Below are 14,336 nucleotides of genomic sequence, written 5' to 3'. Positions count from 1 at the left end.
ACATGACGCGCAAGCTCGCTTTGCTCGGCTCGGCCCTTTGTCTTGTGGTGTCGGCAGGCAGCGCCAGCGCCGACGATCTGCCGGTGCGCAAGGCCGGTCTCTGGGAAATGAAGATGGTCAGGACCGGCACGCCTATGCCCGAGATGACCATGCAGCACTGCACCGACGAGACCGTCGACAAGGAGATGAACAACAACGTCTCCCCGATGGCCAAGCAGATCTGCGCCAAGCAGGACATCAAGAAGACCGCGACCGGCTATGTCAGCGATTCCGAGTGCAACGTCGCCGGCGTCAGCACGACCTCGCATGCCGAGATCACCGGCGATTTCAACTCGGCCTATACGGTGAAGACCTCGTCGCACGCGCAAGGCGGCGCCGCCGGCGCAGCAGGCCGCGACACCACGATGCAGCTCGAAGCCAAGTGGCTGGGGGCCTGCAAGCCCGACCAGAAGCCCGGTGACATCGTGATGCCCGGCGGCTTCAAGATGAACGTGCGCGACATGGACAAGCTGAAGGCGCTGTTGCCGAAGTAGGTTTGTCTTCCCTCTCCCCTTGTGGGCCTGTTGCGTAATTCGTCAATTGTGATTCCCTAGGGCAAAGCCTTGGAGGGTAGCGATGGCGGTCAAGCGGACGGGACAGCCGAGCTTTGTGGAAGCGCTGATGCCGAAGGGGGCCGGCGCCAATGCGGCGCTGGATCGGCTGGCTGGCCTGGTCAAGTGGTACCGGTTCGAGAAGCTGATCGGCCATTTGCGGGATGAAGGGAGCCCCGGTCGACCAGGCTATCCGGTGCTGGTGCTGTTTCGTGCTGTGCTGTTGCAGTCGCTGTATGGTCTTTCGGAGCGCGAACTCGAGGAAGCGCTGGGCGACCGGTTGTCGTTCAAGCGCTTCGTCGGTTTGAGCCTTGAGGATGCGACGCCCGACCATACGGTCCTGAACCGCTTTCGGAACCAGCTTGTCGAACAAGGCCTGCTGGAGAAGCTGTTTGGTGAGCTGGATCGTCAGCTTGAGAATGCCGGCGTCATCCTCAAGCGCGGCACGATGCTGGATGCGACCTTGATCCAGGCGGTGTCGGCTCCTCCGAAGGAGGATCGCCCCTCAAACGATCCCGACGCCCGCTTCACCAAGCGGCAAGGCAAGAGCGGCACGACGTTCGGTTACAAGGCCCATGTCGGTGTCGACGAAGGATCCGGCTTGATCCGCACGGTACTGACCACACCGGCCAACATCAACGACACGACACCGGCGGACGCTTTGATCCGCGGCGATGAAGCTGCGGTGTGGGCCGATGCGGCTTACGACACCCATGCCCGACGGGCCCGGCTGAAGGCGGAGGGCAAGAAACCCCGCATTGCTCGTCGGCCCAACCGGCATCACCCGGAGTTGCCGCCGAGGCTCAAACGCTACAACCTCCTCATCGCGCGCCGCCGAGCCCAGGTCGAGACCACCTTCGCTACTCTCAAACGCCGCATGCGGCTGACCTGCATCCGCTACGTCGGTCTGATCAAGGCGACCGGGCAAGTTCTGCTCGCCTCAATCGCCTTCAACATGAGGCGGTGGGCCACGATCGCCGCGTGAGCTGCCCGCTGAGGGCAACAACTACAGATCTTCGCAGGCATTGCCAGGACCAAGGCCTTCTCTCCTGACGTCTTCAGCCTCAAAAGCCGATAACGCAACAGGCCCACAAGGGGAGAGGGTAAGAACACCGCAGCCCCCTACTTATTTCTCACGCCACCTCACACATCCCCGGCTTTGCCCCCGCGACCGATTGTCGCTAGAACAGTCCCCGCAACAAAACCCAAACAACAACACAGGGAGAAACATATGCAAAAACTCATCGCCGCCGTCGCGGCCGGTCTTGCTCTCGCCGCCACATCAGGCACGGCCCACGCGCAGATCTCAGACGACGTCGTCAAGATCGGCGTGCTCACGGACATGTCGAGCCTCTATGCGGACGCGACCGGCAAGGGCTCGCTCGCCGCCGTCGAGATGGCGGTTGCCGATTACGGCGCCAAGGTCGCGGGCAAGCCGGTACAGGTGGTCGCCGCCGATCACCAGAACAAGCCCGACGTCGGCGTCAACATCGCCCGCAACTGGTACGACAACGACAAGGTCGACGCGATCTTCGACGTGCCGACATCCTCGGTGGCACTGCCGATCTCGGCGCTGACGCGCGAGAAGAACAAGATCAACATCAACTCCGGCGGCGGGTCATCGGATATCACCGGCGTCGCCTGCTCGCCCAACACCGTGCACTGGACCTACGACACCTATGCGCTGTCGAATGTCGCCGGCAAGGCGATGGTGAAGCGCGGCGAGGACACCTGGTTCTTCGTCACCGCCGACTACGCCTTCGGCATGGCGCTGCAGCGCGACGCCGCCAACGTGGTCAAGGAGAGCGGCGGCAAGGTGCTCGGCGAGGTCCGCCATCCGCTCAATTCCTCGGACTTCTCGTCCTTCCTGCTGCAGGCCCAGGCCTCCAAGGCCAAGGTGGTCGCGCTGGCGAATGCCGGCGGCGATACCACCAACGCGCTGAAGCAGGCGGCCGAATTCGGTCTCGTTCAGGGTGGCCAGAAGATGATCGCGCTGCTCCAGGAGATCACCGACACCCATTCGCTCGGCATCAAGGCGACGCAAGGCCTGATCGTCACCGACGCGTTCTACTGGGACATGAACGAGGAGACGCGCGCCTTCTCGAAGCGGTTCAACGAGAAGGTCGGTCATATGCCGACCATGATCCAGGCCGGTCTCTACTCGGCGACCATGCACTATCTGAAGGCGATCGAGGCCATCAAGACCGACGAGGCGCCGAAGGTGATGGAGCAGATGCGCAAAACCCCGGTCAACGACTTCTTCGCCAGGAACGGCAAGATCCGCATCGACGGCCGCATGGTGCACGACATGTATCTGTTCGAGGTGAAGAAGCCGGAGGAGTCCAAGGGTGAGTGGGACCTCTACAAGCTGATCGCCACCGTCCCCGGCGACGAAGCCTTCCGTCCCCTCGACAAGGGCGGCTGCCCGCTGGTGACGCACTGAACGTCTTCTCCCTCTCCCCGCTTGCGGGGAGAGGATTGGGGTGAGGGGGAGTCTCCGCGGGGACGGCGCCAGTTGGGCTCGTCGAGACTCCCCCTCACCCGGATTGCATCTTCGATGCAATCCGACCTCTCCCCGCAAGCGGGGCGAGGTGAAAGACGAAAGACACGACAGCGCGCCCGGTGAAAACCGGGCGCGCCTCGTTTCGGCCGTCACGTGAGCAGCATTACTCCGAGTACTTGAACTCGGGCATGTTCTTCAGCTCGTCCTTGCTGGCATTGAACACGGCGTGGTCCGGATACCATTTCGACGTGGACGAGGCGGTCGTAGCCGTCGTGGTCGTCGTGGTCTTCTCGGTGCCGGTCGCAGCGCCAGTGGTCGTGGTCGCCGCAGGCTTCGCGCCGGTGCCGGTGTAGGCGACGGCCTCGTTGACGAACTTCAGCTTCTCGTAGGGGACGGCGACCAGATGCTCGCCCATGCCGAGGAAGCCGCCGACGCCGATCACGGCAATCTTGATGTTGCCGCTCTTGTCCATCAGTAGGTCGTTGATCGAGCCAATGTTCTCGTTGGCGTCGTTGTAGATCTTCAGGCCCGACATCTTCGAGGCACGCCACTCGCCCGACGCGGTCGTCGTTGTGGTGGTGGTGGTGGCCGCGGGCGCCGCCTTGTCGGTGGTGGCCGTCGGGTTTTGCGCGAACGCAACGGTCGCAAGCAGTGCGGTGCCGGCAAGGCCGGCGGCGATCGATTTCATCAACATTGTTGTCCTCTCCTTCAGCAGAAAGCTTATGCGGAGAGAACAGCGGCGATCATCCGCAGTTCCTTTTCTGCGGCAATTTCGTCACGCGATGATGGCGCTGCGCTGCGACGAAAGTTCCTGCGTCACTCAGGAAGGTTCGATGAGGAACGTTCCTGATGCACAGTTCCCCGCCGACGATCATGCGCCCTGGGTGAAGCACGATCGCGGCGAGGAACGCGCCGACCTGCGTCGCTCAGGTCAGCTCTTGAAGTCGATCAGAAGTGCGGAGAAATCCGAACCGCCGAATGAGCTGCCGCTGGCGCCGTAGGACGCGCTCGACGATTGCGACTGCTGGAGCGCCTGGAGGAATTGCTGGAGAATGTCCGCCGTGGTCGTGTTGGTCGACGTGCTGCTGGTCGAGTCCGTCGAGGACGAATCCGACGAGCTGTCATCCGGCGGCGGACCGGGCGGCGGTCCGCCCGCACCACCGGGACCACCCGGACCACCGGGACCGCCGGCGCCGCCTGGCCCCTTGGCGAAAGCGGACTGAAACACGTTCTTCAGTTCGTCCGCCTGGTCCGAGGTCAGCGTCCCGTTCGACACTTCGTTGGCGATGAGATCGTCGATCTTCGACTTCATCTCGTCCTTGGAAGGACGCGTGCCACTCGACTGATCGCTGGATCGGCTCGACTGCAAGGCGGTGTCGATGTCGGTCAGCGCGGTCGAGAGCGCCGACTGGTCCGACGACGAGATCGTGCCGTCGGAAACGTCCGATTGCAATTGCTGCTGAAGCCGCTGCAGGGGCGACTGGTAGTTACCGGCGGAGGCCGCCGAAATCGAGGTCATAATGGCTCCGTGGCTTTTGCGGGGTTTCGTAAGCGACACCGCCACGGTATGGTTAGCGGCCTTAACGAGACCTTGCCGCTTCCCTGCCCGGGTATTGCCTGCTGTTGCGCCCGGACAGTCAGAAACAATCCGAAACAAAAATCTTCGCCTTTTGGCCCGAATCTTGGACAAACAAAGCGCATGGCCAATCCCAACATCCTGGTCGTCGAGGACGACCGCGAAACCCGGACGTTGATTGCAAAGTACCTGCGCAACAACGCCTGCAACGTCACCACCGTGAGCGATGGCCGGGAGATGTCGCGTGCCTTGGCCGATCACAGGGTCGACCTCATCATCCTCGACGTCATGCTGCCCGGCGAGGACGGCCTGAGCCTGTGCCGCAAGGTACGCTCGGAGGCGCAGACGCCGATCATCATGCTGACCGCGCGCGGCGAGGACGTCGATCGCATCGTCGGCCTCGAGATGGGCGCGGACGACTATCTGCCAAAGCCGTTCAACCCGCGCGAGCTGCTCGCGCGCATCAACGCGGTGCTACGCCGCCAGGTCGCAGCCCAGGCGGCAAGCTCGATCGAGGGCGCCTCCACGCTCGTCTTCGAGGGCTGGCGCATCGATCTGCGCCTGCGCGAATTGCGCAATCCGGAAGGCGCGCGCGTCGCGGTGACCAGCGCCGAGTTTGATCTGCTACGGACGTTCTGCGAACGGCCCGGCCGCGTGCTGTCGCGCGACAGCCTGCTCGACCTCACGCAAGGGCGCAACACCGGCTCGTTCGAACGCTCGATCGACGTGCTGGTCAGCCGCATCCGTCGCAAGATCGAGCCCAATCCGGCCGATCCCACCATCATCAAGACGGTGCGCTCCGGCGGCTATCTGTTCACGCCCAGAACCGAAGCGGCCGGGACTGAAGCAGCTGGCAACGAAGCGGTCGCGGCGACCCTGAGCAGTTAGTGGAGCGGTCGTCATGACGCCGTTCCGCTTCTTCCACCTCAAAAGCATCGGTGGACAGATCGCCGCGCTGGTGGTGGCGTCGATCGTCGCGCTGCATCTGATCCTCACCGCCAGCTTCCTGATCAGCCGGCCGGACCGGGCCGAGCCGCCGCCCGACGCCGCCCATCAGCTTGCGGACGCGGCCCTGCTGCTCAACGGCACGGATGCGAGCGAGCGGCCGCGCATCCTCGCCAATATCGTGCGTGCGTTTCCGAATGCCGGCATCGAGCTCCTCGCGCCGGGGACCTTCTCCGTCGCCGAAGACAGCGGTGGCCCGCATCTGCGCAACGTGCGCCGGCATCTCGGCCATCAGTACAAGGTGATCGCGCTGACCCCGAACTTCGGCGTGCACCGCGTCGCGGTCGAGCTTCCCGACGGCAGTGTGATCGCAGGTCGCGTCGAGCAGGGCCCGCATCCGCCGCGGTTCTGGGGCGGCCCCTGGATGATAACGCTGCTGTTCGCGCTGATCAGCGTCACGATGCTCGGCCTGTGGGCGGCCTACGCGCTGGCCGCGCCGCTGTCCTCGTTTGCCAGGGCCGCCGAGAATTTCAGCCTGGACGGGGCGGCCGATCCGCTGCCCGAGCGCGGCCCGGAGGAGATCCGCTCGGTCGCGCGCGCGCTCAACCGCATGCATGAGCGGATCGCGCGGCTGATGTCGGATCGCACCCGGATGCTGGCGGCGATCAGCCACGACCTGCGAACGCCGATCACCCGGCTGCGCCTGCGCGCCGAGTTCATCGAGGACGAGGGCAACCGCAGGCGCATGCTGATCGATCTCGACCAGATGCGCTCGATGCTGGAATCCGTGTTGTCGCTGCTGCGCAACGACCGCAAGATCGAGGCGGTGACGCTGGTCGACATCGCGAGCACGCTCCAGGTCATCGCCGACCAGTTCGGCGACATGGGCCATGTCGTGCACTATGACGGCCCCGCTTCGGCGACGGCCGCCGCGCGGCCCGACGAGCTGCATCGGGGCGTCACCAACCTCGTCGAGAACGCGGTTCGCTTCGGCGCCGAAGTGACGATCCGCCTCGACGTATCCGGCACCACGCTCGTCATCGACGTCGAGGACGACGGCCCCGGCATCTCGGATGCGCGCAAGCAGGAGATGCTGGAGCCGTTCGCGCGCGGCGATGACGCGCGCACCATGGACGAGCACACCGGCTTCGGGCTCGGCCTGTCGATCGCGCGCGCGATCGCGATCGCTCATGGCGGCGAATTGTCGTTGCACGACCGCGCGCCGCACGGGCTGATCGTACGGATGCAATTGCCGGTGTGGCAGCAGCCGCGGCGGGCGGCGTAAGGCACGCCTCAGGCGGCGAGCGGCGGATGCTCGATCGGGTGCTCCTCGAAGATCGCCACCGCCTCGAAGCGGTAGCCGCAGGCGTGGCATTTCCAGAGATAGGAAACGCGGCCTTCGCCCGGCTCGATCCAGTCCGGAGACGGGATCGGTGCCCCACATTGCGCACAGGGGTTCTGCTTGGGGATGTCGCCGATATCTGCTCGGGTCATGGACGTTCTCCCGAATTTTGAATAGCGATTTTTGGGCGAATGCACGAATAGACAGACCTGCTGTCGCGTAACGCACATCGCCAAGTGCAATCCTAACCTGGGTTTGAGTCGTAAAAACGACGGCCCCGCGAAAATCGCCGCTGGCGGCGTTTCGCCACATCATCGCCGTGTTCCCACGGCCTAACGCGCACGGGTGCAGGTTCGTTCTGCCGAGGAATAATTCAATGAAAATTTTGCGTATTGCCGCGCTCGTTGCGGCCGGGCTGATGTTGCCGCAGGCCGCATTCGCGGGCGAAGCCGAGTATGCCGAGATGGTCGCGGCCCATGCCCGCGCCAACGGCGTGCCGGAAGCGCTGGTGCATCGCGTCATCATGCGCGAGAGCCGCTATCAGCCCGGCCTGATCGGTCGCGGCGGCACCATCGGCCTGATGCAGATCAAGCTCGCGACCGCCCGCGGGGTCGGCTACACCGGCGACGCCGCCGGCCTGCGCGATCCCAACACCAACCTCACCTACGCCGTCAAATACCTCGCCGGCGCCTATCGCGCCGCCAATGGCGACCACGCCCGAGCCGTGCGTTATTTCGCGGGCGGCTATTACTACGTTGCAAAGCGGCAGCGCCAGGAAATGGTGCAGCAGGCCAGCAACGACACCTGGCTCGAGCCGAACGGCAATCCGCAGCCGATGCTCGGGATGGCGCCGCATAAGAAGCTGGCCCAGCGCGTCAGCAATGCGCGGGCGCAGGAGGTTCCCAACCACTAGCCAGCGTCATTCCGGGGCGATGCGAAGCATCGAGCCCGGAATCTCGAGCTTCCCCGGTGCGCAATTGCGCACCCGGGGTTCGGTCCGGCGGACCGCGCCGGAATGTCAGCCCTGTGGCTAGCGCGTTGACCACCCCGTCCCGCTGGCATACATTAGAGCCGTTCCGAGGGGTGCTCCGAGGAGGAGCTGAGATACCGCTAAATGGGTCAGAAGGCCCAGGACCGCGGTGACCCTTTGAACCTGATCCGGGTCATGCCGGCGAAGGGACAGGGATGTTGCAGACCACCAAGCGACCGGATTCCCCGGTATCCATCATCGGCGCAGGCATTGCAGGTGCCTGGCAGGCGCTTTTGTTCGCGCAGGCCGGCCATTCGGTGACGCTACACGAGCGCGGTGACGCCGCGATGACCGATTCCACCAGCCATTGGGCCGGCGGGATGCTCGCGCCCTGGTGCGAGGCGGAGGTCGCCGAACCTATCATCTCCAGGCTCGGCCAGCGCTCCCTGGACATCTGGCGGCGCGAGCTGCCGGACACGCCCTTCAACGGCTCGCTCGTCGTCGCCCACCCGCGCGAGCGCAACGATTTCGAGCGTTTTGCGCGGATGACCGAAGGCCACCGCCGGCTCGATGCGACCAGCCTTGCCGAGCTCGAACCGTCGCTGGAGGGCCGCTTCCGCGACGCGCTGTTCTTCCCGACCGAGGGCCATGTCGAGCCGCGCCGCGTGCTGCCGAAGCTGCACGAGCGCATCCGCGCCGCCGGCGGCACCATCAAGTTTGATAGCGACGTCTCCGCCAAAGACCTCGACGGTATCGTGATCGACTGCCGCGGCCTTGGCGCGCGCGACGAGCAGCCGGAGTTGCGCGGCGTCAAGGGCGAGATGATTTTGATCGAGACCGGCGAGGTGCGGCTGGCGCGCCCGGTGCGGCTGATCCATCCGCGCTGGCCGCTCTACGTGATCCCGCGCGAGGACAATCTGTTCATGCTGGGCGCGACCTCGATCGAGGCCGAGGACACCGGCGTCAGCGTGCGCTCGGCGCTGGAGCTGCTGGGTGCGGCCTATGCCGTGCATCCGGCTTTCGGCGAGGCGCGCATCGTCGAATTCGGCTCGGGCTTGCGCCCCGCTTTTCCCGACAATCTGCCGCGCATCGGCATTCGTGGCGAGAGGATCGCCGTCAACGGCCTCTACCGCCACGGCTTCCTGATCGCACCGGCGCTCGCCGAGCTGACGCTGCAGTACGTCCAGCGCGGCCAGATCGACAATGAGGTGATGCAATGCGCGTGATCGTCAACGGCGAGCAGCGCGAGGTGAACTCGGCCAGCGTCGACGCGCTGCTCAGCGAGCTCGACTATGAGGGCACCCATTTCGCGATCGCGCTCAATTACGACGTCGTGCCGAAGAGCCGCTGGGCGGAGACCCACCTCAAGGCCGGCGACGAGATCGAGATCATCACGCCGCGGCAGGGAGGGTGAGGTGATGATGGCACGCTCTCTCCACTTGTCGTCCCCGCGAAGGCGGGGACCCATAACCACAGGGAGCGGTTATGGCGGCCGGTCTCTCCCCACGTGCCCCAAGAGAAATCACGCGGTATGGGTCCCCGCCTTCGCGGGGACGACAGTTGAACTTGAGGAGACACCTCGGACATGGTGACCTTCTACGGCAAAACCTTCCCCTCCCGCCTGCTGATCGGCAGCGCGCTCTATCCCTCGCCTGCGATCATGCAGGCGGCGATCCGTGCCTCCGGCTCGAACATCGTCACCGTGTCGCTGCGCCGCGAAGCCGCCGGCGGCAAGACCGGCGACGCGTTCTGGAATCTGATCCGCGAGCTCGACGTCAGCGTGCTGCCGAACACCGCCGGCTGCCGCAGCGTGCGCGAGGCCGTGACGACCGCAAAACTCGCGCGCGAATTGTTCGGCACGTCCTGGATCAAGCTGGAAGTGATCGCCGACAACGACACGCTGCAGCCCGACGTCGTCGGCCTGGTCGAGGCCGCCGCCATCCTGATCAAGGACGGCTTTGAAGTGTTCCCCTATTGCACCGAGGATCTCTCGGTCGCCAACCGCCTGGTCGATGCCGGCTGCAAGGTCGTCATGCCCTGGGCCGCGCCGATCGGCTCGGCCCGCGGCATCACCAACCGCGACGCGCTGAAACTGCTGCGCGAGCGGCTGCCTGACATCACGCTGGTGGTCGACGCCGGCATCGGCGCGCCGTCACATGCGGCCGAGGCGCTCGAGCTCGGCTACGACGCCGTGCTGCTCAACACGGCCATCGCAAAGGCCGCCGATCCCGTCGCCATGGCCAACGCCTTCCGTCTCGGCTGTGATGCCGGCCGCACCGCCTACGAAGCCGGGCTGATGAACGCCCGCGACTTCGCCTCCCCCTCCACCCCTGTCGTTGGGACACCATTCTGGCATGCCGTATCCTGATCGTTTCTATCCCGTCGTCGACAGCCTCAAATGGGTCGAACGCCTGACCAAGCTCGGCGTCGGCACCATCCAGCTGCGCGCGAAAGACCTCAACGACGCCGACGCGCTCCAGATCGTCACCGACGCGCTGGCGATCACGAAGGACACGCAGGCCAAGCTGGTCGTGAACGACTATTGGCGCGCGGCCGTCGTCGCCGGCGCAAAGTATCTGCATCTCGGCCAGGAAGACCTGGCGGACGCGGACCTCAAGGCCATCCGCGAGGCTGGCCTGTCGCTTGGCGTCTCCACCCATGACGACGCGGAGCTCGAGACCGCGCTTGCCGCAGAGCCCGACTACGTCGCGCTCGGTCCGATCTTCTTCACCACGCTCAAATCGATGCGCTTCGAGCCGCAGGGCATTCCGAAAATCACGGAATGGAAGAAGCGGATCGGCACCATCCCGCTGGTCGCGATCGGCGGCATCAAGTTCGAGCACGCCGCGGAGATCTTTGCCGCCGGCGCCGATTCCATCGCCGTGGTCAGCGACGTCACCCAAAACGCCGACCCGGACGCGCGGGTCAAACAATGGCTTGGCGATTCCGCCAAAGCCGCCTGAACGAGAGATACAACGGAGGATCCCATGAACATCCGCTCCAACCCCGAAAAGACCGTCCCCGCCGTCACCACCGGCCCGCTGCCCTCGTCGCGAAAAATCTTCGCGTCTCCGGACGCTGCGCCCGACATGCGCGTGCCGTTGCGCGAGATCATCCTCTCCGAGGGCGCCGGCGAGCCCAACCTGCCGGTCTACGACACCTCGGGCCCCTACACCGACCCGACCGTCACCATCGACGTCAACGCCGGCCTGTCGCGCAACCGTCTCGCCTGGGTCAAGGAGCGAGGCGGCGTCGAGGAGTATCAGGGCCGCGATATCAAGCCGGAGGACAATGGCAACGTCGGCGCCTCGCATGCCGCAAAGGCCTTCACCGCGCACCACAAGCCGCTACGCGGCCTCGACGGCCACAAGATCACCCAGCTCGAATTCGCCCGCGCCGGCATCATCACGAAGGAGATGATCTACGTCGCCGAACGCGAAAATCTCGGCCGCAAGCAGCAGCTCGATCGCGCCGAGGCTGCGCTCGCCGACGGCGAAAGCTTTGGCGCCGAAGTCCCCGCCTTCATCACCCCTGAATTCGTGCGCAGCGAAATCGCGCGCGGCCGCGCCATCATCCCCTGCAATATCAACCACGCCGAACTCGAGCCGATGATCATCGGCCGCAACTTCCTGACCAAGATCAACGCCAATATCGGCAACTCCGCCGTGACGTCGTCGGTGGAAGAGGAAGTCGACAAGATGGTGTGGGCGATCCGCTGGGGCGCCGACACCGTGATGGACCTCTCCACCGGCCGCAACATCCACACCACCCGGGAATGGATTCTGCGCAACGCGCCGATCCCGATCGGCACCGTGCCGATCTACCAGGCGCTGGAGAAGTGCGAAGGCGATCCGGTCAAGCTGACCTGGGAGCTCTACAAGGACACGCTGATCGAGCAGTGCGAGCAGGGCGTCGACTATTTCACCATCCACGCCGGCGTGCGCCTGTCCTACATCCACCTCACCGCCAACCGCGTCACCGGCATCGTCAGCCGCGGCGGCTCGATCATGGCGAAGTGGTGCCTGGCGCATCACAAGGAGAGCTTCCTCTATACGCACTTCGACGAGATCTGCGACCTCATGCGCAAGTATGACGTCTCGTTCTCGCTCGGCGACGGCCTGCGTCCCGGCTCGATCGCCGACGCGAACGACCGCGCGCAATTCGCCGAACTGGAGACGCTCGGCGAGCTGACCAAGATCGCGTGGGACAAGGGCTGCCAGGTCATGATCGAAGGCCCCGGCCACGTGCCGATGCACAAGATCAAGATCAACATGGACAAGCAGCTCAAGGAATGCGGCGAGGCGCCGTTCTACACCCTCGGGCCCCTGACGACCGACATCGCGCCGGGTTATGACCACATCACCTCGGGCATCGGCGCCGCCATGATCGGCTGGTTCGGCTGCGCCATGCTCTGCTACGTCACGCCGAAGGAGCATCTCGGCCTGCCTGATCGTAACGACGTCAAGGTCGGCGTCATCACCTACAAGATCGCCGCCCACGCCTCCGATCTCGCCAAGGGCCACCCGGCCGCGCAACTGCGCGACGACGCGCTCTCCCGTGCCCGTTTCGACTTCCGCTGGAGCGACCAGTTCAACCTCGGCCTCGATCCGGATACCGCGAAAAACTTCCACGACGAGACCCTGCCGAAGGAAGCCCACAAGGTCGCGCATTTCTGCTCGATGTGCGGGCCAAAATTCTGCTCGATGAAGATTACCCAGGACGTGCGGGACTATGCGGCGACGCTGAACGACCCGAACAGCGTGGGCATGTCGATGAGCGGGACAGCCGAGGACGGCATGAAGCAGATGAGCGCGAAGTTCAAGGAGATGGGCTCAAGCGTGTATCTGGATGCGGAGAAGGTGAAGGAGAGTAACCGGGTGCTGTAGACTATCCGCGATTCCCAGCGAGCTATGGCGCTATCTCCCGAAGGTGAAAAAGTTCTGCGTGCGATCTTGGGCGCCGGCCCGGATCGCGCGCTTGGCATCGGACGGCGACTACGCGTTCCAGCTCCAGCGGCTCCTGAGCTATATGCCATCTGCGAACTGCTCGCCAAATGCCCGCGCGAGGAAGAGTTGCAGAATTTTCTAGAACGGAATGTTGGCTTCCTAACTGGCCTACTCGGGACCCCCGACAACAGCGATTTGGCGGTACTTTTCAAGCCTGCAGTCGGAACACAATATCGCGCAGACTTTTGTGTGCTCCAAGCTTCGCAAGGTGGCGCGCTAGCTCACCTCTTTGAGATAGAGACTAGCCACGAACCACTTTTCACTCAGAAGGGAAACTCAGCCCGAAGGCTGGCATTAGCTGAGAGCCAAATTGAAAATTGGCGCATCTGGATCAATCGCAACCCTGTTCACTTCTCAAAAGAACTAATTCGCAAAGCTCAGGAAGTTCCCCTACTTGGTGCAAGCACAATTGACGGGCGTGGACTTCGCTTGACGGACGAAAGTCGCCTCGAGGCCACATGGTCCTCATTCGGAGGATTTAATGAGCCCTACTTTTCTTACACAATAATAATTGGACGGTGGTCGGACTTAAGCTCTCAAGACAAAGAGCGACTGATCAGTCGAAACCGGCACGGAAATTCTCATTTGCGGATATTCACTTACGAGCAAGTCGCGCGTTTGGCAAATTTTCGACTTGAGCGTGACGAGTGGCACGACGAGAATGCCTTCTGGAGCATGGCCAATTCGGACGAGCCCGGATCATAACTCGCAGGTTTTTCAGAACTCAGTAACGCGTAGCCCGGATGAGCGCGGCGACATCCGGGGTCTTTGCCGACCCGCATATCGCTCCGCTCATGCGGGCTACAGCCGCGGATAATTGACGTGCCCGACACCACCCCACACCGCCTTCCCGACCAACTCCTTCCCAACCTCCGCCTCGTCTTCGTCGGCACCGCCGCCAGCACGCGCTCGGCCGCGGTCGGACACTACTACGCCCATCCCGGCAACCGCTTCTGGCGCGCGATCCATGAGGCCGGGATCACGGCGCGGCGGTATCAGCCGGGCGAATTCGCCATGCTGCTCGAGCTCGGGATCGGCTTCACCGATCTCTCCAAGTCAGGCGCCGGGATGGATTATCAGATCGCGGCTGACACGATCGACGTGCCCGGATTCAAGGCCAAGATCGTGAAGTATCAGCCGCGGACGATTGCGTTCACGAGCAAGAAGGCCGCGAGCTTGTTCTATGGCAGGCCATCGAGCCGGATTGCGCTTGGGCGGCAGCAACGCAACGAGAAGCTGCCCGACGTGTTCGTGCTTCCCTCGCCGTCCGGCGCCGCGTCCGGGCATTGGACGCTGGAGCCGTGGCGAGAACTCGCGGCGTGGATCAGATCGTAGGGTGGATTAGCGCAGCGTAATCCACCGAGGTCTGTCCCCGCGGAGACAGAAGTGGTGGGTTACGCTGCG

The 14,336-nt window shown here is 64.1% G+C and carries 16 protein-coding genes and 1 riboswitch; of the genes, 13 read left to right on the top strand and 3 right to left on the bottom strand.

Annotation, left to right across the window (positions count from 1 at the left end; all coding sequences use genetic code 11):
* The first annotated feature begins 2 nt into the window (after window positions 1-2).
* The 3 genes from ABIB99_RS15480 to ABIB99_RS15470 all read left to right on the top strand — a co-directional run bounded on the left by ABIB99_RS15480 (window position 3) and on the right by ABIB99_RS15470 (window position 3,033).
* A complete protein-coding gene (locus ABIB99_RS15480; protein ID WP_354176449.1) occupies window positions 3-533 on the top strand; it encodes a DUF3617 domain-containing protein in 531 nt (176 codons plus the stop codon).
* A gap of 82 nt (window positions 534-615) precedes the next feature.
* Window positions 616-1,575, top strand: a complete 960-nt coding sequence (locus ABIB99_RS15475; RefSeq protein ID WP_166348444.1) for an IS5 family transposase — start codon at window positions 616-618, stop codon at window positions 1,573-1,575.
* A gap of 246 nt (window positions 1,576-1,821) precedes the next feature.
* Window positions 1,822-3,033, top strand: a complete 1,212-nt coding sequence (locus ABIB99_RS15470) for an ABC transporter substrate-binding protein (protein WP_028156330.1) — start codon at window positions 1,822-1,824, stop codon at window positions 3,031-3,033.
* Window positions 3,034-3,256: 223 nt separating this feature from the next.
* Here the strand turns inward: ABIB99_RS15470 and ABIB99_RS15465 are convergent, their stop codons facing one another.
* Together ABIB99_RS15465 and ABIB99_RS15460 are read right to left on the bottom strand one after the other, a co-directional pair.
* Window positions 3,257-3,787 carry a PRC-barrel domain-containing protein gene (locus tag ABIB99_RS15465; RefSeq protein ID WP_354176447.1) on the bottom strand — a complete coding sequence of 177 codons (531 nt, stop codon included), beginning with the start codon at window positions 3,785-3,787 and terminating at the stop codon, window positions 3,257-3,259.
* Between the two features lie 237 nt (window positions 3,788-4,024).
* Complete coding sequence (locus tag ABIB99_RS15460; protein WP_063981499.1) at window positions 4,025-4,612, bottom strand: hypothetical protein; 588 nt, start codon at window positions 4,610-4,612, stop codon at window positions 4,025-4,027.
* A gap of 180 nt (window positions 4,613-4,792) precedes the next feature.
* Between ABIB99_RS15460 and ABIB99_RS15455 the strand changes: the two genes are divergently transcribed.
* Complete coding sequence (locus tag ABIB99_RS15455) at window positions 4,793-5,557, top strand: response regulator (protein WP_063981498.1); 765 nt, start codon at window positions 4,793-4,795, stop codon at window positions 5,555-5,557.
* A gap of 13 nt (window positions 5,558-5,570) precedes the next feature.
* Window positions 5,571-6,899, top strand: a complete 1,329-nt coding sequence (locus ABIB99_RS15450) for an ATP-binding protein (protein WP_354176445.1) — start codon at window positions 5,571-5,573, stop codon at window positions 6,897-6,899.
* A gap of 8 nt (window positions 6,900-6,907) precedes the next feature.
* Here the strand turns inward: ABIB99_RS15450 and ABIB99_RS15445 are convergent, their stop codons facing one another.
* Complete coding sequence (locus tag ABIB99_RS15445) at window positions 6,908-7,108, bottom strand: hypothetical protein (protein WP_063981496.1); 201 nt, start codon at window positions 7,106-7,108, stop codon at window positions 6,908-6,910.
* A 224-nt stretch (window positions 7,109-7,332) separates the two neighbouring features.
* On the opposite strand from ABIB99_RS15445, the gene ABIB99_RS15440 reads away from it, so the two are divergent.
* From ABIB99_RS15440 to ABIB99_RS15405, 8 genes are all read left to right on the top strand, one after another.
* On the top strand, window positions 7,333-7,869 hold the full coding sequence (locus ABIB99_RS15440) for a lytic transglycosylase domain-containing protein (protein WP_063981495.1): 537 nt from the start codon (window positions 7,333-7,335) through the stop codon (window positions 7,867-7,869).
* Window positions 7,870-8,025: 156 nt separating this feature from the next.
* A riboswitch (TPP riboswitch) is annotated at window positions 8,026-8,154 on the top strand.
* Window positions 8,142-9,152, top strand: a complete 1,011-nt coding sequence (locus tag ABIB99_RS15435; protein ID WP_354176443.1) for an FAD-dependent oxidoreductase — start codon at window positions 8,142-8,144, stop codon at window positions 9,150-9,152. Its footprint overlaps the riboswitch before it by 13 nt.
* Window positions 9,143-9,340, top strand: coding sequence for a sulfur carrier protein ThiS (gene thiS / locus ABIB99_RS15430; RefSeq protein ID WP_063981493.1), 198 nt, complete (start codon window positions 9,143-9,145; stop codon window positions 9,338-9,340). Before ABIB99_RS15435 ends, thiS begins: the two co-directional genes overlap by 10 nt.
* Window positions 9,341-9,511: 171 nt before the next feature.
* On the top strand, window positions 9,512-10,294 hold the full coding sequence (locus ABIB99_RS15425) for a thiazole synthase (RefSeq protein ID WP_247304187.1): 783 nt from the start codon (window positions 9,512-9,514) through the stop codon (window positions 10,292-10,294).
* Window positions 10,281-10,889, top strand: a complete 609-nt coding sequence (locus tag ABIB99_RS15420; protein WP_354176442.1) for a thiamine phosphate synthase — start codon at window positions 10,281-10,283, stop codon at window positions 10,887-10,889. Before ABIB99_RS15425 ends, ABIB99_RS15420 begins: the two co-directional genes overlap by 14 nt.
* A 24-nt stretch (window positions 10,890-10,913) precedes the next feature.
* Window positions 10,914-12,812 (top strand): phosphomethylpyrimidine synthase ThiC, encoded by a 1,899-nt coding sequence (gene thiC / locus ABIB99_RS15415; RefSeq protein ID WP_354176440.1) that lies wholly within the window; start codon window positions 10,914-10,916, stop codon window positions 12,810-12,812.
* A 24-nt stretch (window positions 12,813-12,836) separates the two neighbouring features.
* Complete coding sequence (locus tag ABIB99_RS15410; RefSeq protein ID WP_354176438.1) at window positions 12,837-13,637, top strand: Shedu anti-phage system protein SduA domain-containing protein; 801 nt, start codon at window positions 12,837-12,839, stop codon at window positions 13,635-13,637.
* Between the two features lie 117 nt (window positions 13,638-13,754).
* Window positions 13,755-14,267: a mismatch-specific DNA-glycosylase gene (locus tag ABIB99_RS15405; protein WP_354176437.1), complete on the top strand. Its 513-nt coding sequence runs from the start codon at window positions 13,755-13,757 to the stop codon at window positions 14,265-14,267.
* The last annotated feature ends 69 nt before the right edge of the window (window positions 14,268-14,336 follow it).

The sequence above is a fragment of the Bradyrhizobium sp. LA6.1 genome (assembly GCF_040547805.1).
Taxonomy (GTDB): domain Bacteria; phylum Pseudomonadota; class Alphaproteobacteria; order Rhizobiales; family Xanthobacteraceae; genus Bradyrhizobium; species Bradyrhizobium barranii.
The sequence above is the reverse complement of the archived record's forward strand: the minus strand, read 5'-3'. Positions and strand labels throughout refer to the sequence as shown.